Consider the following 23617-nt stretch of genomic DNA (forward strand, 5'->3'; position numbering starts at 1 on the left):
GGATGAGACCAGAAACAGAGCACGGTTACTCTGAGTACCACTGCCGGTGTCGACACGCGCCGCCCCTGCCCCTACCGGACGGGCGGATCACCGGAACGCTCGACAGCGGACGACGGGCCTGCCGCCCGGCGCAGGACGCGGGCCGACCCGCAGCGAAGGGCGAGTTCGCGGAAGTGCTGGGCGGCCTCGACCGAGTGGACGCCGTCACGGGCCGGAGCCCCGTCAGACCGAGCGTGACGGCAGCTCCGGTACCACGTCGGCCGCGCGGGTGACGGCCGTCTCCACTGCCTCTGCAAGGTGCCGTGCGACGTTGTTCGACCGGAGGGAAGTGATGCCCGCTTCGGTGAGACCGCCCGGAGTGGCCAGCGCGGCCCATGGGTTCGGTCCGTGCGGGTCCGCCCGTCGGAGCAACTCGGCGGCGCACTCGAGTGCCTCGGCCGCGAAGAGTGTTGCCTGACGGGCGTCGACACCGCCGTGGATCGCGGCGTCGGCGATGCCGCCGGCGGCGAACGCCAGAAAGGCGGCCCCACTCCCCAGGGTCGAGGCCGCCATGTTCTGCTGCTCTTCGGGAATCTCGACAACGGTGCCGAGCGGCCTCAGCAGAGTGGCGACCTGTGCGCGGACGGCCGTGGACGCGGTGGGCGCCGAGGAAACGGCCAGCACTCCGGAGCGTTCCAGGGAGGCGACGTTGGTGGCCACGCGGAAGGCGGTGATCGCCGTGGACGAGGCGGCCGCCTCTATCTGTCCGAGCGAGTAGCCGGCGACGAAGGAGACGACCGAGGCCTGGCGCGCTGCGTGGGGGATCGCCTCGACCAGGACGGCGTCCGACTGGTCCGGGCGCACGGCCACGATGAGGACGTGCGCACCTGCTGCTGCCGCCGAGTTGTCCACACCCGCCGCGATGCCGTGCCTGGCGGCGATTCCGGTGGCGTGCTCGCGGGACCTCGTCGTCGCTCGAAGGCGATCGGCGGGGTGACCGGCGGCGAGGAGTTTGGCCACGACTGTCTCGCCGATGTGGCCCGCGCCGAGGACGGCGACGATCGGTGGCTCTGGTTCCGCGACAGTCCCGGTTCCGGCCGTCATTGTCGTTCCCCCCATGGATCAGTGTGTGCCGTCGAAGTGCTGACGATGCAGTCCCTGGAGTGTCCCGCACGCCTGGCGATCACTCAACTGCCGTTCTCCCGCACACCGCTGGTGACGTGGCCGAGTTCGACTCCGGCACCGTCGGGAGCGAAGTGCGGTGTCGTCATGTCGTATGGGACAAAGGCGGGTTGGCGCCGAATTCGGTGCAGCCGGCGGAGCGGAGCGGTAGGCTGGGGTGGTGCGCGTGTGACGGATGAGTCAGGAGGACTGGACGGTATGAGCCTTGACCCCGGCAGGCATCGGGTCAGAGAAGAGATGCTCGCCGGAGAGCTCTTCGTCTATGACGATCCTGTTCTGGCGGACGATCGGCTCCGCTCCGCCTTGCTCGTTGAGCGGTACAACCTGACCAGTGTGGGCGACCCGGGGCAACGGGAATCGATCCTGCGGGAACTCCTCGGTGCGGTCGGTGAGGCCGTCGAGGTGCGGTCTCCGTTCCACTGCCTCTACGGGCGGAACCTATTCCTCGGTGACAACGTATTTGTCAATTTCGGGGGGATCTTCCTGGATTCGGCCCGCATCACGATCGGTGACAAGACACTGATCGGACCGAACGTCCAACTCCTCACCGCGACACACCCGCTGGAACCGAAGTTGCGGCGGGCGGGTTATGAGTACGGCGAAGAGATATCGATCGGCGAAAACGTGTGGATAGGCGGCGGGGCCATCATATGCCCCGGCGTCACCATCGGCGATGACGCTGTGGTGGGTGCGGGCAGTCTGGTCACCGCGGATGTCCCGCCCGGGGTCCTGGTTTACGGAAGCCCCGCCCGGGTCGTTCGATCGCTTCCGGGCGGTGAGGATCCCGGGCCGGATCGGATCGGGTGAACAGCGCTGCGGCATCCGATCGTTGAACACGATCGCATCCGATCAGGAGTGATCGCGGGCCGGGATCGCGGCCGCCCCGCCGGCCGTGCGGACCCCCGGCCGGCGCGGACGACGGCCGGGTGAGCACCAGGTGCTGGGCCCAGATCGGTGTCCGCGCGGCCCAGGTGCCGGGACGCACCTGGGCCGCCAGAGGCGGCGCGCCGACCATCAGGCGGACGGACTACCCTCGGCGCGCCAGGACATCGGCGTTTCGGGTCAGGACGCCTTGAGCAGGTTCCGGACGGCGCCCACGATGTCCGCCGGCACTACGATCGCCTGCCGTTCGAGAGCCGGCGTGACCGGCTGGACATCGGCACAGGCTATGTAGGACAGACGCTGTTGCTGCGTCCAGCCGACGAGCTCCGCGATGATTCTCGGCGCGATCGACTGGCTTCGTGCGGCCGGATCGACGAACAGACCGCGCCCGGTCCGCGCCAGCGACGACTTCAGCGCCGCCCAGTCCGTGGACAACATGTCGAGGGCCCGGAGATCGACGATCTCGGCCGCGCAGCCATCCGCGGCCAACTCCTCGGCTGCCGCCCGCGCCCAGCTCACACCCACCCCGTAGGTGAAGATGCTGACATCGCTGCCCTCGCGCACGACCCGCGCCCCCTCCAGCGGGAGCCGGGACGAGAAGTCACGCTCGCTCAGTTCGAACACTTCGTCGTAGAGCGAGGCGAACTCCACGAACAGGACCGGATCGTCGCATTCCAGCGCGGCGTTCAGCGTGCCCAGGTAGTCGCGCGGATCGGCGGGGGCGAAGACCCGCCAGCCCGGGAACGACGTGAACAGCCCCGCGGGGTTGAGCCCGTGCTGCGGCCCGTACCCGCGTCCGATCGGCACCTTGGCCCGCACGATGACCGGCGCCTGCGCCGTGTTGCCGTAGAGGGCGCGGATCACGCCGATGTGGTTGAACAGCTGGTCGGCGGCGATGAGGGCGAAGCTGCCGTACATGAGCTCGACGATGGGTCGGAGGCCGGCCATCGCGGCCCCGCAGGCCATTCCCACGAAGCTCGCCTCGGAAATGGGCATGTTGACGATCCTGGAGCCCACGAACTTCTCGTCGAGGTTCCCCGCCTGCCACAGCAGGCCGCCCGGCTTGGCGACCTCCTCACCCAAGAACACGACGTCATCCGACCGGCGCACCGCTCGTGCGATGCCTTCCGCGATCGCGTTCTTGAAGGTCCACTCGGTGCGTTCGCCGCTGTTCTCGTCCTCGGCGGCCGGGTCGGGCGCGGCCGGTCCGACGGGTGCCGTCCGGCCCCGCAGCAGTGCGTGGGCGTCCAGCTGCGGGGTGATGCCGGCCGGTGCCGGTACGGCGCCGTGAGCACGGGCGACCAGTGCGGCCGCGGCCGCCCGGATGCGCTGCTCCTCCTCGTCCGTCAGCAGCCCCTCCGCCAGCAGCGTCTTCGGCAGCGAACTCATCGGGTCGCGCTCCAGCCATGCCGCTTCCTCGGCCGGGGTCCGGTACCCGGCCGCGCTGCCGGGGACACCGCCCACGTGGTCGCGGTGCCGGTAGGTCTCCACCTCGATGATCGCCGGTCCCGCGCCCTCGCGGATCGCCGCGATGAAGTCCTGGGCCGTCCGGTACAGCGCGGCCTGGTCGCCGCCCTTGATGCTGGCGGCCCTGAAACCGTGCGCGAGGCCCTGGGAGGCCAGCGGCAGGACGGCCGAGGCCTCCTCCGGACGGGTCGCTTCCGCATAGCCGTTGTTCTCGACGACGATGAGAAGGGGGAGGCGCAGGACGCCGGCCAGGTTGGCGGTCTCGTGGAAGGTGCCCTGGTTGACGGCCCCGTCGCCGATGAAGCACACCGCGCATCCGCCGGTGTCGCGCAGCGAGTCCGCGAACGCCAGACCGGCGGCGATGGGGATGCCGCCACCGACGATGGCGCTCGAACCCATGAACCCGACCTCGGAGTGCCGCAGGTGCATGGAGCCGCCCATGCCGTGGTTGACCCCGGTCGCCAGTCCCAGGATCTCGGCGAGCGCGGAGGTCAGGAGATCCGCGGCTGCCGGCGGCGGGTCGTCGCTCAGCGGGTCCCAGTCGTCGCCGATCGCGTGGGCCAGCGCCTGGACGAGGAAGTGATGGTGCGAGCGGTGGTTCCCGATGACCTGGTCACCGTCGCGAAGATGCCTCAACACCGCGGCCGGGACGCCCTCCTGGCCGAGACAGGTGTGCATGGGGCCGGACACCTCGCCCCGCTCGGCGCAGGCCAGCAAGGTCAGCTCGAATTCACGCACCACGTGCATGTCGAACAGCATGCGCCGCAGCGCCGGCTTCCCGATGTGTGCGTAGTCCGAAGGATCGCTGTGACGGTACTCAAGGCGCCCGAACGGTTCGACCGATTCATTCAGCACTGGTTACCTGCCCGTATCGACTGGGAGAAGATTCTTGATGACGTTGGTGACGAACTCCCTCTCGTGGGGTACGAGGTAGAAGTCGTCACCCTGGAACGCACGGAACTCAAAACCTGCTGTGCTCGCCGCGCCCCGGACCGCGGCGTCGGAAGGGGAGACCTCGGGATCGCGCTGCCGCCGGCACGGCTGACGGCAGGGCTGTCGACCGCCTGGATCCCGTGGAGACCGTCCTGCAAGCAGGAGTCGGCGCGGACCGCCCGGCACGCCGCTGCTGTTCCTGTCGAGCCGCCTGAGATCGGCGGTCGGCCCTGGTCGCTCTTCAGGTATGGGTCGTGGGTTCCGAGGGTTACCGGGCCGGGGCCGAGACGATCAGGCGACGGAGTACGAAGTCGTGAACCGGCCCGAGCCGGAGTGCGACCTCGGGTGCTCCACGGTCCGGTCCACCGGATCCGGCGTGAACGCACGCGTCACCGGACCGGTCGCGATCCGGTCCGACAGCCGCTCGTCCGCCGCCGGCTTGACCCGCCCAAGACGTGGCATCCGGAGAGCTCCTGGACGGGAAACCTACCAAGCAAAGATCGCCGCGTCACGGGCGTCGGGACGCGCCGTCAGGACCTGATGCATGATCAACGTCTTGCCAGGGCAACGTTTCCGCAGGTCATGGTGGCAACCGCGGAGAGTCCGGGATCGAACCGTGACGTCCAGTCAGTTCGCTTCCGCACCAGTCGTTGACAGGTTTTCGGTGATCGTGATCGGATGACGCCGGTCAGGGGTGGTGAGAGGCAGGGGGGCGCGGTACCGAGGGCTCCACGACAGTGGAGGCCGGGAGGAGCAGGTGGCTCGCCGCCCGGCCGGATCCCGGCAAGTCTCCACGCCCGTGCGACGGGTGCTTCGCCCGCGACGGGGGTGGGCGAGCGGACAGTGTGAGTCCATGTGAAACCGGCGGCCCGGATCGTGGGTGCGGCCGGGTTCCGGCATGAACCGAAGTTGGACGGTCGACCACGCGCAGGGGCGGTCGCACCGGAGGGAATCGCGACTCCTCGCGAGTCATGAACGGGGTGGAGGAACAGTGGGCAATCCCTTCGACGCAACGAACGGCGAGTTCCCGGTCCAGGTGGATCGGGAGGACCCGCGTTCCATGGGGCCGGTAGGCGGCCTGGCCCCGGAGGGCCGGGACACAGCCCGCAGGACCGGACCCCGGGCCCTACGACAGTTCTGAGCGCGCTGGGCCCTGCCGTCCGGGCCTGAACGCTGCTCCAGGCCGACCGGAGTGGACCGGCCTCCTGGCACCCGCCGCCGGGGAAACCGGTTTCGCCGTGCGCACCTCCGGCTCCACGGGATCGCGCGGCTCCGTCCGGGCCGTTGAATTCGTTCTCCAAGCTTCTCGACACCGCCGACAGCAGTCGGGCCGGTGCGTTCTCCACTGCCCCGGGAAGGGCCGGATCCGTTCGCCTCCCGGGTCTGTACAGCCGTGATTTCCAGTCAGTGCACGACGGGGCAACTGGCCCCGGATGCTTTCCTCCGGTTGGGCCCGGACCGGGTTCCCCAGTCGGTTCGACGCTGTTTGGGATGGATACCGATGACCGATTCACCCACGTTCGTGGAGACCTTCACCGTCACCGCGGAGAATCCTCTGCTGGCCGGACACGTGATCTACGGGCGCCCACTGCTGCCCGGTGTCGGCTACGTGGACCTGGTGCTGCAGGTCCTCGCGCGCAACGGTCACGCCATGGCGGACGTCGAACTGCGGAACCTCACCATCCTCGCCCCGCTCGTCGCCGTACCCGGGGAGAAGGTGCTCACCACCGTGGAGGGGCGCCCCGCCCCGACCGGCGGATGGAAGGTCGAGGTGCGCAGCCGGAGGCCGCAGGACAGCGCAGACGTCGTGCACGCGGTGGCGAGCGCGCGGCTGCGGTCGTCGGAGCCCTTCACGGAACGGCTGGCCCTGCCGCTCGCCGGAGCCACCAGACTCACCACGATGACCGAGATCTACGACTGGTGCCGGCAGATCCGGCTCCAGCACTCGGGCCTGATGAAGCTCAGGGGCCAGGTCCATCACCGGCCCGCGGACTGGATCGCCGAACTCGAACTCGCTCCCGAGCACCAGGGCAGTACGGCCGCCTTCCTGTTCCACCCCGCACTGTTCGAGGCCGGGTTGCTCGGCGGCGGGGTGGCCATCGGCATGCTCCACGACGGCAACGACGGTCAGGGCCTGTACCTCCCGCTGATGTTCGAGGGGTTCCGGGCGGCCGGGGCGCTCGGCAAGCGCTGTTACGTCCGGGTGCCGGTCGACTCGGTCCAACGGGATGACGAACTCATCAGGCTGTCGGTCGAGTTCTACGACGAGAGTGGCGGGAAGGTCGCCGAGGTCGGCCGCTTCGTCGCCAAGCGGATCCGTGCGGAGGACGCTCTGGACATTCGCGGCGAGACGGCCCCGGCCCCGGTGTCGGTTCCGGTGCTGCCCGGGTCGGTGTCGTCGGGGCCGGTGGCCGGGGAGGTCCCGGCGCCCGTGGGGGCGGGTGCGGGAGATCTGCAGGGCGTGGTGCTGGAGTTGATGGCCGCGCGGCTCGGTGTGACGTCGGATCAGGTGGACGCCGATCTGGGGTACTACGAGTTGGGACTGGCGTCGGCGGATCTGCTGTCGTTGGTGACGGATCTGGAGCGGCGGCTGTCGGTGGAGCTGTCGCCGACGGTGATGTTCGAGTACAAGACGGCCGGTGAGCTGGCGGAGTGGTTGACGGAGCGGGTTCCGGCGGACGCCCTGGCGGCCCCGGTGCCGGCTCCGGTGCCGGCTCCGGTGCTGCCCGGGTCGGGGCCGTCGGATCCGGCGCCGTCCGGGTCGCAGGCCCTGGAGGTCCCGGCGCCCACGTCGGTGCCCGCCGAAGCCCGGATCGACCTGGCGGGGCTGCGGAACGAGGTCGCCGCCCAGGTGCGGGTGCCGGTCGAAGACATCGATCCGGACAGTGAGTTCGGCGACTTCGGCCTCGACTGGGCAGCTCTCGCCCAACTGGCCGACCGGCTCAACGGACGCTTCGGCCTCGCCCTGGCCGCGACGACCCTCTCCCAGCACCGCACCGTCCGCGCCCTGACCGCGCACCTCACCGGGACTGCCCTGCCGCCGCAGCCCGGCCCCGGGATCCAGCCGGTCCAGCCAGGCCCGGCGGATCTGCCCCCGGTCCTCGTGGAACCTGCGGCGGACCCCCATCCGATGCTGCACAGCGCCGTGCCCGAGCCGGACGGTGTCGCCTTCGAGACGCACATGGACGGCAACGAGGCCTGGCTGCGCGACCACCGGGTGCGCGGCGGCCGGGTGCTGCCCGGGGTCGCCCACCTGGAGATGGCGCGTGCCGCCGTGGCGGTCGCGCTCGGCGCCGACCGGACCTGCGGGGTGCGACTGGAGAACGTGGTCTGGCTGCGTCCGGCGATCAGCGGGCCGAGCGGACTCGACCTGCGGGTGAGCGTGCGTACCCGCCCCGACGGCTGCGTCTTCGAGATCCACGGCGAGGACCGCGACGGCGAACGGACGCTGTACAGCCAGGGCCGGGCGAGCCTGATCGCGGACGGCGACCGCCCCCTGCCGGGCGACCTCGCCGAGCTGCGCCGGGCCTGCGGCGGCACCGTCCTCACCGCGGCGGAGGTCTACGGCCACTACGACCGCATGGGCCTGGCGTACGGCCCCGCCCAGCGCGCCCTGGTGGAACTGGGCGTGGGCGCGGACACCGACGGCCGGCCCCAGGTGCTGGCCGAGCTGCGCCTGCCGCCGGAGGCCGGGGACCCGGGCCGGCTCGCCCTGCACCCGAGCATCCTCGACAGCGCCCTCCAAGCGACCATCGGGCTCTGGCTGACTCCGGCAGCGGCCGGTGACGACCCGGCACCGCTGGCCCTGCCGTTCGCCGTCGAGCGGGTGCAGGCCCTGGCACCGACCCCCGTCCGCTCGTACGCCTGGATCCGCCACCGGCCGGGCAGCGGTACGGACACCCGGTCGGCCAGGCTCGACCTGACCGTGTTCGACGAGCAGGGCCGGGTCTGCGTGGAGCTGACCGCGCTGAGTTCCCGCGCCCTCCCGGATGCGGCGCCGCAGACCGTCCCGAGCGGGCAGCCCCGTCCGGCGGTCGACGGAACCGGGTCCGTCGGCCGGGCGACCGGCACCCGCGCCGTCCCGGCCGACGGGCCCGCGGTCACCGCACCCGGGTACGCGGCCACCGACATCGCCGTCATCGGCGTCAGCGGTCGCTACCCGGGAGCGGCCGACCTCGACGAGTTCTGGCAGAACCTCAGGGCCGGCCGCGACTGCATCAGCGAGGTCCCGGCGGAGCGCTGGGACCGCCGCCGCTGGGCCGACGGCGCCGCCGGTGCGGAGATCAGCCGGTGGGGCGGCTTCCTCGACGACATCGACCGCTTCGATCCGCTGTTCTTCCAGATATCCCCGATGGAGGCCGACTACCTGGACCCCCAGGAGCGGTTGTTCCTGCAGACCGCGCACCACGCGCTGGAGGACGCCGGCTACACCGCCGAGCGGCTGGCCCGGTCGGTCGCCGACCAGGGGGCCCCCGGGGCCGCCGCCGAGCCCGGGGGCCGGGTCGGCGTCTTCGTCGGTGTGATGTACCAGGAGTACCAGCTGCTGGCCGCCCAGGCACAGGAGCGCGGAGAGCCGGTCGCCCTGTGGGGCAGCGCGGCCACCGTCGCGAACCGGGTCTCCTACTTCTACGACTTCCACGGGCCGAGCATGGCCGTGGACACCATGTGCTCCTCCTCGCTGACCTCGATCCACCTGGCCTGCGAAGCGATCCGCAGTGGCCAGTGCGAAGCGGCCATCGCCGGCGGCGTGAACGTCAGCCCCCACCCGAACAAGTACCTGATGCTCAGTCAGCGCCACTTCCTTTCCGGCGACGGCCGGTGCCGGAGCTTCGGCGAGGGCGGCGACGGCTACGTGCCCGGCGAGGGAGTCGGCGCCGTGGTGCTCAAGCCGCTGGCCCGGGCGGTCGCGGACGGGGACCGCATCCATGGTGTGATCAAGGGCACCGCCCTCAACCACGGCGGCCGGACGACCGGTTACTCGGTGCCCACCCCGGTGGCCCAGGGCGACGTGATCGCCCAGGCGGTCCGGGCGGCGGGCGTCGATCCGCGGGCGCTGAGCTACCTGGAGGCGCACGGCACCGGCACCTCGCTCGGCGACCCGATCGAGGTGTCCGGACTGACCAAGGCGTTCCGCGACCTGGGCGCCGAACCGCGGCACCTGGCGGTCGGCTCGGTCAAGTCGAACATCGGGCACACCGAGAGCGCGGCCGGCATCGCCGGCATCACCAAGGTGCTGCTCCAGATGCGGCACGGGGAACTCGTGCCGAGCTTGCACTCGCGGACCCTCAACCCGCACATCGACTTCGACCGCACCCCGCTGCACGTCCAGCAGCAGGTGGAGCCGTGGCGGCGGCCGACGGTGGAGATCGACGGCGAGCACCGGACGTTCCCACGGATCGCCGGGATCTCCAGCTTCGGCGGCGGCGGATCCAACGCCCACGTGGTGATCGCCGAGTACCTGCCGCAGCGGGAACGTCCGGAGACCACCGCGGACGGCGGCCGCCCCGAGCTGCTCGTGCTCTCCGCCCGCAGCAAGGAGCAGCTGGCGGCCCAGGCCGGCCGGCTGAGCGCCCGACTGGGCGAGCCGACCGGGGACCGGCTGGCCGACGTCGCCTGGACGCTGCAGACCGGCCGGGTGGCCCTGGACGTGCGACTGGCCCTCGCCGTGACCTCGACGGCGCAGGCCCGGGCCCTGCTCGCGGAATTCGCGGCCGACCCGGACCGACCCGGCGCCTGGACGTACGGCACCGCCCGCCCGGCGCGGACGGTGGACCGGGAGGCCCTGGCGGCCGCGCTCGCCGACTGGTCGTCGCGCGGCGCGCACGAGCGGCTGCTCGCCCTGTGGACCGAGGGCGCCGACCTGGACTGGGACACCGTCAACCCCGCCGCGGGCACCGCCCGCCGGGTGGGCCTGCCCGGCTACCCGTTCGCCCGGGAGCGCTACTGGCTGGACCTGGACACCCCGGGCGCGCCCGCCCGCCGGTCCGCCGCCGGTCCGGCCGAAGCACCCGAGGACCGGGACGGGAGTGCGGAGCGGGACGAGGTGCTGCTGCTGCGCCCCGAGTGGGTTCCCCGGGACGCCGCGCCGCGGACCGGCCCGGAGGAGCGGTTCGCCGAGCGCCACCTCCTGGTGCTCGGCAGTCTGACCGCCGAGGAGCGCCAGGCCCTGCTGACGGCGCTGCCCACCGCCACCGTCTGCGCGTTCGAGGAGCAGCCCGACGCTCCACTGGAGCACCGCTACACCGCCGCGGCCCGGCAGTTGTTCACGCTGGTCCGCGCCGTCCTGGAGCGCGGCCTGCGGCAGCCGGCCCTGTTCCAGGTGGTCCTGGTCGGTGCCGACGCCGACGCCGAGCGCTCGGCAGCGGCCTGCCTCGGCGGCCTGTCGGGTCTGCTGAAGAGCGCCCAGCTGGAACACCCGCTGCTGCGCACCCAGGTCCTGGAGTGCCTGGACGGCCGCGCTCCGGAGGAGATCGCCGCCCGGCTGGCGGCCGAGGCGGTGGAGCACCCCGAGCCGGAGGTCCGCCACCGGGCCGGACGGCGGCTGGTCCTGCGGCCGGTCGAGGTGGCACCCGCCCGGGCCGTGGAGCGGCCGTGGCGGGACGGCGGCGTCTACCTGATCACCGGCGGCGCGGGCGGGCTCGGGCTGATCGTGGCCCGGGACATCGCCGCCGCGACGTCCCGGGCGACCGTGGTGCTCACCGGCCGCTCCGCGCTGGACGCGCAGCGGCGCGCCGAGCTGAACGCCCTGCGCGCGGCCGGCCTGACCGTGGACTACCACCGCGTCGACGCGGCCGACCGGGAGGCCGTCGCCCGGCTGCTCGGCATGGTCGCGGACAACCACGGGCCGCTGACCGGGGTGCTGCACAGCGCCGGGACCATCGACGACGGGTTCGTGCTGCGCAAGAGCCCCGAGCAGGTGGCGTCCGTCCTCGCGCCGAAGGTCGCCGGGCTGGTGAACCTCGACGAGCTGACCCGCGGGCTGCCGCTGGAGTTCTTCGTCGCGTTCTCCTCGATCGCGGGGACCTTCGGCAACGCCGGGCAGAGCGACTACGCGGCCGGGAACGCCTTCCTGGACTCCTACGCCGCCCACCGCAACCGGCTGGTCGAGGCGGGCGAGCGCAGCGGTCGGACGGTGTCGATCGGCTGGCCGCTCTGGGACGAGGGCGGCATGGGCGCCGAGGGCGAGGTCCGTGCGAAGTTGCGCGGTCTGGGCCTGGCGCCGCTGGGCACGGCCGAAGGTCTGGCGGCGCTGCGCTGCGCGCTGGCGGGGGAGGAGAACGGCCTGTCGGCCGGCCGGCTGCTGGTGGTCGCCGGCCGGCGCACCGCGCTGCTGCCCCGGCTGACGCGAGCGGTGGAACCGGGCACGGCGACTGCGGTCCGGCCGGACGCCGCCGCCACCGCCCAGCCGGCAACCGTCGTCCAGCCGGACGCCGCTGCCGCCCCGCCGGCCGACGGGCGGCGCCTGGAGGAGCGGGCGGTGGCCCACCTGCGGCGCCTGCTGGCCGGATCGCTGCGGCTCGGCGCGGAGCGCCTGGACATCGACACGCCACTGGATCGCTACGGCATGGACTCCGTGGTCGCGGTGAACCTGATCTCCGGGCTGGAGGAGTCCTTCGGACCGCTCTCGCGCACCCTCCTCTTCGAGGTGCAGACGGTGCGTGAGCTGGCCCGCTACTTCGTCGACGGCCATCCCCGGGCACTGCGCGCCCTGATCGGCGATTCCGACGAACCCGGCCACGCACCGAGTGGCGCGGCGGCCACGCCGGAGGCCGAGCGGACCACCGAGCGGACCACCGAGCGGACCTCCGAGCCCGCCGCGCGCCCGCTGCCGCCGCACGCCGCCATCGGGCCGCGCGGGGGAGCGGCCGGCGAGGACGTGGCGATCATCGGCATCGTCGGCCGCTACCCGGGAGCCGCGGACGTCGACGCGTTCTGGACCCTGCTGAGGGACGGCCAGGACTGCGTCACCGAGGTCCCGGCCGACCGGTGGGACCACGCCGCGACCGGCAGCCGCGGCCGCTGGGGCGCCTTCCTCGACGGGATCGACCGCTTCGACCCGCTGCACTTCGGGATCTCGCCGCGCGAGGCCGTGGCGATGGACCCCCAGCAGCGGCTCTTCCTGGAGAGCGTCTGGCACCTGCTGGAGAGCAGCGGTGTGACCGGGGACGTCATCGAGCGCCGGTACGCGCGGCGGGTCGGCGTGTACGTCGGCGCGGCGTACCAGATGTACCGGGCGGACGCCTCGGACCCGGTGCTGGCGGCGCTCACCTCCTCCGCCTCGTACAACCTGATCGCCAACCGGGTCTCGCACTTCTTCGGCCTGGAGGGCCCCAGCCTCGCCGTGGACAGCATGTGCACCTCCTCGGCGATGGCCGTCCACCTCGCCTGCGCCGACCTGCAGCGCGGGGACGCGGAGCTGGCCATCGCCGGCGGAGTGAACCTGACGCTCCACCCGGACAAGTTCACCGCGCTGTCGGAGATGCAGCTGCTCGGCACCCACCCGGGAAGCCGCAGCTTCCGGGACGGTGACGGCTACCTGCCGGCCGAGGCGGTCGGCGCGGTGCTGCTCAAGCCGCTGAGCGCGGCGCTGCGCGACGGCGACCCGATCCACGCCGTGATCAAGGGCACCGCCTCGATGCACAGCGGCCGGGCCAACGGCTTCATGACGCCCAGCCACCGCACCCAGGTGGGCGTCATGCGCCGCGCCCTGGAGCGGGCCGGCACCGATATCGACTCCATCGGGTACGTGGAGTCCGCGGCCAACGGGACGGCCTTCGCCGACGAAGTCGAACTGGCGGCCCTGCGCGAGGTGTTCGGCCAGGTGACCGAACCGGTCGCGGTGGGCAGCGTCAAGTCCAACCTGGGCCACCCCGAGGCCGCCTCCGGCATCGCCCAGCTCACCAAGGTCGTCCTCCAGCTGCGGCACCGGCGCCTCGCGCCGCTGGTCGAGGCGGGCGAGCCGAACCCCAACCTGCCACTGGACGGCACCGCGCTGCAGCTGTGCGAGAAGCCGGCCGACTGGGAGCCCCGCGGCGGCGCGCGGGCCCCGCTCCGGGCCCTGGTCAACTCGGTCGCGGCAGGCGGCAGCCACGTCGCCCTGGTGGTGGAGGAGGCCCCGCGCGCCGTCGCCGCCGCCGAACCCGCCCCGGTGGAGCGGGGGCCGCAGCTGGTGGTGGTGTCCGCCCGCGACGCCGAGCGGCTGCAGGTGGCCGTGGAGCGGCTGCACGCCTACCTCGTACAGGCGGAGGAGGTGGACCTGCCCGGCGTGGCCCGGACCACCCAGCTCGGCCGCGAGCAACTGCCCGAGCGGCTGGCCGTGGTGGCCGGCACCCCCGAGGAGCTGGTCGGCGCACTGGCCCGCCACCTGGCCGGCGAGGACCCCGATCCGCAGGTGCCGCTCTACCGGGGCAACGCCGAGGAGGACGCCGCCGCGCTGGCCTCGGTGCTGCTCGGCGCGCGGGGCAGGGAGCTCCTGGCCGGGCTGGCGGCCGACGGCGACCTGGAGCGCCTCGCCGACCTGTGGACGCGCGGCGCCGCCGTGCCGTTCGCCGACCTCCACGACGGCCGCCACCAACTGGTGGCGATCCCGGCGACGGCCTTCGAACCGGGCCGCTACTGGCTGGGCCGCACCCCGCAGGCCCCCGCCGACCCGGCGCCCGGCGCCGGAGCCCCGGTGGAGAAGCCCGCGGCCACGCCCGCGTCGGGCGAGCGGTCGATGGCGGGCTTCTGGGCGGAGCTGCTCCAGATCGACGAGGGCCGGCTCGGCCCGCGGAGCAACTTCTTCTCGCTGGGGGGCAACTCGCTGCTGGCGACCCGCTTGATCAACCTGGTCAAGCAGCGGACCGGGGCCGACCTGCCGGTCCAGGCCGTGTTCAACGCGCCGCGGCTGGCCGAGATGACCGCCGAACTGGACCGCCGCCGACCGGCCGCCGGGTCGGTCGACGCTCTGGACGTCGACCGGATCCTCGCGGGCATCGGCCTCGTCGAAGGCATGAGCGACGAAGAGCTGGACGCACTGGACTCCGAGAAGCAGGCGAAGGGACGATCGTGACCACCCCCCAGGACGTAGGCTCCGAGCTGCTGGACCGGATCCGGTCCCTGCCTCCGAAGAAGCAGCGCGCACTGATCGCGCTGCTCCGTCGGCAGGGTGTCGACCTCTCCGCCCTCGACGCGGTCCGCCCGCTCGCCCGGTCCGCCGACGAGCCGCCGCAGCTGTCCTTCACCCAGCAACGGCTCTGGTTCCTCGACCGGCTCGACGGCGGCAGCGCCGCGTACAACATCCCACTGGCCGTGCGGCTGAGCGGGCCGCTCGACCGGTCCGCCCTGCGGCGCGCGCTGGCGGCCGTCGTCGAGCGGCACGAGGTGCTGCGCACCCGCTTCGAGGAACGCGACGGCGTTCCGTACCAGCGCATCGGCGACGGCCGGGACTTCGTCGTCCGCGACGGGGAGGCCGTGGACCCGGCCGACCTGGCGCGGATCTGCGAGGAGGAGGCGGCCGCCCCCTTCGACCTGGAACGCGGCCCGCTGGTGCGGGCCCGGCTGCTGCGCGAGTCCGAGCAGGAGCACGTCCTGCTGGTCACCATGCACCACGCGGTGTCCGACGGCTGGTCGGTCGGGGTGTTCGTGCGCGACCTGACCGCCCTGTACGAGGCGTTCCGCAGCGGCCGGCCGTCCCCGTTGGCACCGCTGCCGGTCCAGTACGCCGACTACGCGCACTGGCAGCGCCAGTGGCTCGGCCAGGAGGTCCAGGCCCGCCAGGTGGAGTACTGGAAGGGCCGGCTCGCCGGGGTCGACCCGCGCCTCACGCTGCCTCCCGACCGGGAGCGCCCGGCGGTCAAGACCTACGCCGGCGCGAGCGAGACGTTCCGCTGTCCGCCCGAACTGCTCGGCCGGCTGCGGGAGGTCGCCGGCGCACAGGACGCCACGCTGTACATGCTGCTGCTCGCGGCGTACATGGTCGTCCTGCACCGCTGGACCCGGCAGACCGACATCGCGGTCGGCACCGTGGTCGCCAACCGGGGCCGGATCGAGGTGGAGGAGCTGATCGGCTTCTTCGCCAACACCCTGGTGATGCGCGCCGATCTGGACGGTGACCCGACCTTCCGCGAGCTGCTGGCCCAGGTGAAGCGGACCGCCCTGGAGGCGTACGACCACCAGGACGTGCCCTTCGAGGCGGTGGTGGACGCCCTCCAACTGGAGCGCAGCCTCGCCCACTCGCCGGTCTTCCAGACCCTCCTCGTCCTCCAGGGCGCGCTGACCGGCCGCGAGGGCGCGCTCGGCGAGCTGGCGGTCTCCCCGGTCGACATCGCGCTGACCCGGACCAAGTTCGACCTCACCCTGGACCTCCAGGAGACCCCGGACGGGCTGGCCGGCACGGTCGAGTACAACACCGACCTGTACGACCGGGAGACCGTCCGGCGGTTCACCGACCACTACGGCCGGCTGCTGGCCGCGATCGCGGCCGACCCGGACCAGCCCGTCGCCGCCCTCGACATGGTCGGGGAGCCGGAGCGGCGCCGCGTGCTGGAGACGTGGAATGACACCCGCCGGCCGTACAGCGACGACACCTGCCTGCACCGGCTGTTCGAGGCCCGGGTGGCGCGTCACCCCGGACGCACCGCCCTGGTCGACGCCGAACGGTCCTGGACGTACGCGGAGCTCAACACCTGGGCGAACCGGATCGCCGACGCATTGCGCCGTCAGGGCGTCGGCCCGGACGACCTGGTGGGCCTGTGCGTGGAGCGCTCCGCCGAGATGGTCGCGGCGATCTACGGCATCCTCAAGGCCGGCGGCGCCTACATGCCGATCGACCCGGCCTATCCGGCCACGCGCATCGGTGAGCTGATCGAGGGCTCGGGTGCCGCCGTGGCACTCACCCAGCCGCACCTGGACGCCGGGCCGCTGGCCGGCGCCGCCGTGCTGGTGCTGCACCGCGACGGACGGATCGACGGCCCCGACGGCGCTCCGGCGGCGGACCTTGCCGAGGCCGATCCGGTGGTCGCCGTCGGCGCGGGGAACCTGGCGTACGTCATCCACACCTCGGGTTCCACCGGCCGCCCCAAGGGCGTCATGATCGAGCACCGGGCGGCGGTGAACCGCATCGAGTGGATGCAGAACGAGTACCGGCTCACCGAGACGGACGTCGTCCTGCAGAAGACCCCGTTCAGCTTCGACGTGTCGGTGTGGGAGTTCTTCTGGCCGCTGCTGACCGGTGCCCGGCTGGCCGTCGCCGAGGCCGGCGGCCACACGGATCCCGGCTACCTGGTGGACGCGGTCGAGCGGTTCGGCGTGACCACGCTGCACTTCGTGCCGTCCATGCTCCGGGCGGTCGTGGAGGAGCCCGGCTGGTCGCGGTGCACCTCGGTGCGCCAGGTGTTCTGCAGCGGCGAGGCCCTGCCCCCGGACCTGGTCGCCCGCCACTACGGGAGCCACCGCGCGCCGCTCGTCAACCTCTACGGCCCCACCGAGGCGGCGGTGGACGTCACCCACTGGACCTGCCCCGCCGACCCGCTGCCGCGCGTGGTCCCGATCGGCCGGCCGATCCAGAACATCCGGATGTACGTCCTCGACGGCGGCCTCCGACCGCAGGGCATCGGCGGCGTCGGTGACCTCTACATCGCCGGCGACGGCCTGGCCCGGGGCTACCTGAACCAGCCCGAGCTGACCCGCGAGCGCTTCGTCGACAACCCGTTCGTCCCCGGCACCCGGATGTACCGCACCGGAGACCTCGCGCGCTGGCTGCCGGACGGCACCCTGGAGTACCTCGGGCGCTCCGACGACCAGGTCAAGCTGCGCGGGCTGCGGATCGAACTCGGCGAGATCGAGCACCGGCTGGCCGGCCACCCCCGGGTGCGCGCCTGCGCGGTGGTACTCCGGGAGGACCAGCCGGGCGAGCCGCGCCTGGTGGCGTACACGGTGCTGGAGCAGGAGCAGGAGCAGGAGCAGGAGCAGGGCACGGCCGAGGACGCCGCGGTCCTGCGCGGCGAGCTGGTGCGCCACCTGGAGCGCACCCTGCCCGAGTACATGGTCCCCAGCGCCTTCGTGGTCCTGGAGGCGCTGCCCGTCACCACCCACGGCAAGCTCGACCGCCGGGCGCTGCCCGCTCCCGGCATCGAGGCGTTCGCCCAGCGCGCGTACGTCGCCCCGGCCACCCCCACCGAGCGGCTGCTCGCCTCGCTCTGGGCCGAGCTGCTCGGCTTCGACAGCGCGCGGATCGGCGCCGAGGACCACTTCTTCGCGCTCGGCGGCCACTCGTTGATGATCACCGTGCTGGTCGCCCGGCTGCGGGAGGCCGGCCTGCACGCCTCCGTCCAGGACGTGTTCCGCGCGACGACCCTCAGCGACCTCGCTGCCCGGATCGACGGGGCCGGGGACGGCGCCCGGTACGAGGTGCCGCCGAACCGCATTCCTGCGGACTGCGAGCGGATCACCCCGGACATGCTGCCCTTGGCCGCGCTGGACCAGGCGCAGATCGACACGATCACCGCCTCCGTCCCCGGGGGCGCGTCCAACATCCAGGACATCTACCCCCTGGTCTCCGCCCAGGAGGGCATCCTCTTCCACCACCTGATGGACCCGGAGCACGACCCGTACCTGGTCTGCACCCTGTACGCGGCGGACGACGAAGCGGCGGCCGGCCGGTTCGTCGACGCGCTGCAGGCCGTGGTCGACCGGCACGACGCCATGCGCACCGCGGTGCTCACCGCCGGCCTGCCCGAGCCCGTGCAGGTCGTCCACCGCACCGCCCCGCTGCCGGTGGAGCGGGTGCTCCTCGCCCCCGACCGCGACGCCGAGGAGCAGATCCGCGCGCTGCTGGTCGCCCCCCGCCCGATGGCGGTCGACCGGGCCCCGCTGCTGCGGCTGGTCGTCGCGGAGGACCCGCACTCCGAGCGGCGCTTCCTCCTGCTGAACGTCCACCACCTGATCGAGGACGCCACCTCGCTCCGGCTGACCCTGGAGGAACTGGGCCTGCACCTGACGGGCCGCACCGACCTGCTCCAACCCCCGGCGCCGTACCGCGACTTCGTCGCGCACACCTTGCACCACCAGGCGACGGACGAGGTGGAGGCGTACTTCCGGGCCGCTCTCGGGGACGTCACCGAGCCGACCACGCCCTTCGGCCTCGCCGACGTGCACGGCGACGGCCGCGGCGTGGAGCGGCTGCGCCGCGCGCTGCCGGACGACCTCACCCGCGAGGTGCGCGCCCAGGCGCAGCGTCTGCGGCTGAGCCCGGCCGTGCTCTTCCACGCCGCCTGGGCCTGCGTGGTGGCGGCCGGGAGCGGCCGCGACGACGTGGTGTTCGGCGCCATCATGTCCGGCCGCATGCAGGGCGTGCCCGGCGTCGAACGGATGCTGGGCAACTTCATCAACACCCTGCCGATGCGGGTCAGCCTGGCCGGTCGCACCGTGCGCACGCTGATCGACGACGTCGACCGCGTGCTGAAGGAACTGGTCGCCCTGGAGCAGAGCCCGCTCAGCGTCGCCCAGCGCTGCAGCGGCCTGGAAGGCGACGCCCCGCTGTTCAGCGCGGTCGTCAACTTCCGGCACTTCGAGCCGTCCAGCGGCGAGGAAGCGGCGACCACCCGGATCGACGACGGCGGGGTGCACTTCGTGGCGGCCTCGGACGGCATCAACTACCCGGTGGCCGTCTCGGCCGACGACTTCGGCAGCGAACTGTCGCTGGACATCCAGGTCGACGAGTCGCTGGGCTGCGAGGCGGTCGCCGGCTACGTCGAGACCGCGCTCGCGGGAATCGTCGCCGCCCTCGCCGCCGATGACGGTCTGGCCACCCCGGCGCTCGCCGTCGAGGTGCTGCCCGCCCAGGAGCGCCGGCGCCTGCTGACCGAATGGAACGACACGGCGGCCGAGGTGACCGGGGAGTCGCTCGTCGAGGCCTTCGAGGCCCAGGTGCGGCGCACCCCCGACGCGACCGCGCTGATCTTCGAGGGCGACACCCTCAGCTACGCCGAGCTCAACGAGCGCGCCAACCGCCTCGCCCACTGGCTGATCGAACGCGGAGCCGGGCCCGACCGCCTGGTGGCGGTCCGGATGCCGCGCTCCTTCGACCTGGTCACCGCGGTCTACGCGGTGGTGAAGTCGGGCGCCGGGTACCTTCCGATGGAGCCCGACCTGCCGGCCGACCGGGCCGAGCAGATGCTGGAGGACGCCGCGCCGCTGCTCGTGCTGGAGGACCTTCCGGACACCTCCGGGCAGCCCGCGACCGACCCGGTCAGCGGGGTGACGGCCGATCACACCGGTTACGTCATCTACACCTCCGGGTCGACCGGCCGCCCCAACGGCCTGGTGATCCCGCACCGGGCCGGTCTCAACTGGATCGCCTGGAACCAGCACCGCTTTCGGATGGACTCCCGCCACCGGATGCTCCTGAAGACCTCGGTGAGCTTCGACGTGTCGGTGCCCGAGCTGTTCTGGCCGCTCCAGGTCGGCGCGAGCCTGGTGATCGCCCGCCCCGACGGGCAGCGCGACCCGGCCTACCTCGCCCGGCTGATCCGCGAACAGGGCGTCACCGACGTCGACTTCGTCCCGTCCATGCTGGCCGCGTTCCTCGCCGAGCCGCAGGCCGCCGAGTGCACCAGCCTGCGCAGGGTCGAGGCCGCGGGCGAGGCGCTGCCGGTGGAACTCGCCGAGCGCTTCACCCGGGTGCTGCCCGGCGCCGAGCTGTACAACGGGTACGGGCCGACCGAGGCCGGCCCCGCGACCGCCTGGCGCTACCGCACCGAGCCGGGCGCGACCAGTGTGCCGATCGGCACAGTGGCGTGGAACACCCGGGCGTACGTCCTGGACGGTGCCAGGCGGCTGACACCGCAGGGTGTGCCGGGCGAGCTCTACCTGAACAGCGTGCAGCTGGCCCGCGGCTACCTGAACCGCCCCGACCTCACCGCCGAGCGCTTCCTGGACGACCCCTTCGCGCCCTCGCCCGGCGAGCGGATGTACCGCACCGGCGACCTCGTCCGCTGGCGCGCGGACGGCGTGATGGAGTACCTGGGCCGCGCCGACGACCAGGTGAAGGTGCGCGGCTTCCGCGTGGAGCCCGGCGAGATCGCCGACGCACTGCTCGCCCACCCCGCGGTGCACCGGGCCGTCGTCGTTCCGTACGAGTCCGGCCAGGGCGTCGCGCTGGCCGCCTACGTGAGTCCGACCGCCGAGTGGGTGGCGGAGAGCTCGCCGGCGGCCACGGCCGACCACCTCGACCGGTGGCGGAGCGTCCTCGACGAGCGCCACGCGGCCGGCGGGACCGACCGGCCGTGCGAGAACCTCGCCGCCCTGATCGAGGAGTACCGGCCCAAGCGCGTCCTGCAGGTCGGCGGCGCCGACGGGCGGCTGCTGCGGCGCTACGCTCAGGCCTGCGCCGCGGTGGAGGTCCTCGACCTGTCGGAGGAGGCCCTGGACCGCCTCCGGGAGGAGGCGGCCGAGCACGGCTGGTCGCATGTCACGCCGCGCCGCGGCGAGGCCCTGGCCGCCGCGGAACTCACCACCGGGACCTTCGACGCGATCGTGCTCGACGGGGTGGTGCGGACCTTCCCCGACCGCCACTACCTGGAGCAGGCCCTGGCCGTGCTGGTCCCGCTGCTGGCGGACGGCGGCCGGATCCTGATCGGGGACGTGGGCGACCTGGACCTGCACGCCGCGCGGACGGTGGCGCGGGAACTGCGCCGTGCCACCGGCCCGGTGACGGCCGGCGAGCTGGCCCCCCGGGTGCGCAGCGCCCTGCGGCACGAGGAGGAACTGCTGGTCAGCCCCAGCTGGTTCGCCGGGCTGTCCGAGCGCCTCCCCGAGCTGGTCGGGTTCGACGTGCTGGTCGGGGGCCCCACCGGGACCGGCGAGTCCGCCCACGGCTACGACGTGGTCCTCACCAAGGGCCCGGCCGAGGCGCCGGAGCCGCACCCGTGGCTGGAGGCCGCGACCCCGGAGCGGCTGCGGGAGCTGTTGGACGCCGGGACGCCCGACCGCTTCGGCGTCAGCGGTCTGACCGACCCCCGGCTCACCGGGGACGTCCTCCTCGCCGAGGGGCTGACCCGCGGGGACCTCGCCCGCGAGGTGTCCCCGCCGGCCGACGGCGCGCAATCGCCGGCGGGCGGGTCCCCGGAGGCCCGCGCCCTGGAGGACGTGCTGCGCCATGCCGAGGAGCTCGGCTACCGGGTGGCGCTCACCCGGGCGCAGGACCGCCCCGACGGGCTGGACGTCCTGATCAGCCGGGGCGCCCCGCTCCCGGTGCGGGCCCGTGCTCCGTACCGGGCCGCGCACCTGGCCAACGCCCCGCTGATCGGCCGGATCGGGCCCGCGCTCGCGCGCTTGCTCAAGGACCACCTGGCGGCCCGGCTGCCGCACTACATGGTGCCCGGCGTGTTCGTGGTCCTGGAGGACCTGCCGGTCACCGCGAACGGCAAGGTCGACAAGCGGGCACTGCCGCTCCCGGACGAGGAGGACCTGGCCAAGGAGGCCTACGTCGCCCCGCGCACCGAGATCGAGCGCACGCTGTGCCGGATCGTCGGGGAGGTGCTGGGCCTCACCGAAGTCGGACTGCGGGACAGCTTCTTCGACCTCGGAGGGCACTCGCTGCTGGCCACCCGGCTGACCCTGCGGGTGATGCAGGAGCTGCGCCGGGAGCTGCCGCTCCAACTGGTGTTCACCGGCGCCACCGTCGAGGCGATGGCCGAGGCGCTGGAGCAGGCGCCGGCCGCCCAGGAGGCCCCGCCGCTGCACGACGACCCGGCCGACCGGTCCGGGGAGGCCGGGTACGGACCCGGGGAGGCACCGCTGGCACTGGCCCAGGCCGACCTGTGGTTCCTCGCCCGGCCCGGGCACCTGGCCGCCGCGCACGACAACGTCCAGCTGGCGTTCCGGATCGAGGGAGCACTGGACCGGGACGCCTACCGGCGGGCGGTCCAGGCGCTGGTCGACCGGCACGCGGTGCTGCGCACCGGCTACCCCCGCCGGGACGGCGAGGTGGTCCAGCGGGTGCACGAAGGGGTCGAGGCGGCGGTGGACGTGGTCGAGATGGGCGACGAGCAGGAGACCGCAGCCTGGCTGCGGGCCGAACGGGCCCGCCCCTTCGACCCGGAGGGGGAACTGATGGTCCGCGCCCACCTCCTGGCCCACTCGGCGGACGAGCACACCGCGGTGCTCACCCGGCCCTGGGGCGTCTTCGACGGCTGGTCCGTCAACCTCGTCCTGGCCGAACTGCTCGTGCTGTACCGGGCGATGAGCCGCGGCGAGGAGCCGGAACCCGGGGCCGCCGCCGCGGGGTACGCCGACTTCGCCCGCCGGCAGCGGCACACGGTCGGCCCGGCGGAGCTGGAGCGCCAGCGGGCGTACTGGCGGGAGCGGCTGGCCGGCCTGCCCGCGCGGCCGCCGCTGCCGACCGACTACCGGCGGCCCCCGGTGAAGACCTATCAGGGCGCCTCGGTGGGCCTCCGGGTGCCGGCCGAGCTGCTCGCCGAGCTCCGGCGGCTGAGCCGGGAGCAGGGTGCCACGCTGTACCTGACGCTGCTGTCGGCCTTCGCCGTCCTGCTGGGAGGCTGGTCGGACACCCGGGAGACCACGCTGGGCACCGCGGTGTCGAACCGTCCGGAGGCCGAACTGGAGCAGGTGGTCGGCTACTTCACCAACACCCTGGTCCTGCGGCTGGACGTGGCCCCCGAGCGCGCCTTCACCGAGGTGCTGACCCTGGCCAGGACGGTCACCGCGGAGGCGCACGAGCACAAGGACCTGCCGTTCCAGGACCTGGTCCGCACCCTGGTGCCGGACCCCGACCCGGCGTGGTCCCCGCTGTTCCAGGTGATGTTCAACCTGCTGCCCGCGCCGCAGGACACGGCCGGCGGAGCGCGGGAGCCGGGCGACCTGGCGGTCGTCCCGCTGCCCTCCGACGCCGGCACCGCGCACTTCGACCTCAACCTGGTGGTGCGGGAGGAGCCCGACGGCCTGCGCGGCTACCTGGAGTACAGCACCGACCTGTTCGCGCGGGCGACGGCCGAGCGGATGGCGCGCGCCTACGAACGGCTGCTGGGCGCGCTCGCCGGCGACCCGGAGGCGGACGTCCTGACGCTGCGGTCGGCGGCCGAAGCCCCCGAGGTCCGTGACGTGCGCAACTCCACTGCGCCGGAACCTTCCTGATGATCAATAAAGTTCCGCCAGGGACTGCACATCGACGGCG

6 protein-coding genes are annotated in these 23617 nt (G+C 73.2%); 3 read left to right on the plus strand and 3 right to left on the minus strand.

Going from position 1 to position 23617, the window contains the following annotated elements; genetic code table 11:
* Positions 1-222: 222 nt before the first annotated feature.
* Entirely contained in the window at positions 223-1083 is an 861-nt protein-coding gene (locus ACZ6Z8_RS13575) for a pyrroline-5-carboxylate reductase family protein (protein WP_465609230.1), read from the minus strand.
* 276 nt (positions 1084-1359) lie between these two features.
* Here ACZ6Z8_RS13575 and ACZ6Z8_RS13580 point away from each other — a divergent pair, with 276 nt between their 5' ends.
* Positions 1360-1968, plus strand: a complete 609-nt coding sequence (locus ACZ6Z8_RS13580) for a sugar O-acetyltransferase (protein ID WP_465609232.1) — start codon at positions 1360-1362, stop codon at positions 1966-1968.
* Positions 1969-2223: 255 nt separating this feature from the next.
* Here ACZ6Z8_RS13580 and ACZ6Z8_RS13585 read toward each other — a convergent pair whose 3' ends face one another.
* Together ACZ6Z8_RS13585 and ACZ6Z8_RS13590 are read right to left on the minus strand one after the other, a co-directional pair.
* Positions 2224-4257, minus strand: coding sequence for a dehydrogenase E1 component subunit alpha/beta (locus tag ACZ6Z8_RS13585; protein ID WP_465609234.1), 2034 nt, complete (start codon positions 4255-4257; stop codon positions 2224-2226).
* Positions 4258-4734: 477 nt separating this feature from the next.
* Positions 4735-4905, minus strand: a complete 171-nt coding sequence (locus tag ACZ6Z8_RS13590) for a hypothetical protein (protein ID WP_465609236.1) — start codon at positions 4903-4905, stop codon at positions 4735-4737.
* 1039 nt (positions 4906-5944) lie between these two features.
* On the opposite strand from ACZ6Z8_RS13590, the gene ACZ6Z8_RS13595 reads away from it, so the two are divergent.
* Positions 5945-14494, plus strand: a complete 8550-nt coding sequence (locus tag ACZ6Z8_RS13595) for an SDR family NAD(P)-dependent oxidoreductase (protein ID WP_465609238.1) — start codon at positions 5945-5947, stop codon at positions 14492-14494.
* On the plus strand, positions 14491-23577 hold the full coding sequence (locus ACZ6Z8_RS13600; protein WP_465609240.1) for an amino acid adenylation domain-containing protein: 9087 nt from the start codon (positions 14491-14493) through the stop codon (positions 23575-23577). The genes ACZ6Z8_RS13595 and ACZ6Z8_RS13600 overlap by 4 nt, the downstream gene beginning before the upstream one ends.
* Positions 23578-23617 lie beyond the last annotated feature (40 nt).

The sequence above is a fragment of the Kitasatospora sp. NPDC101108 genome, assembly GCF_055584725.1.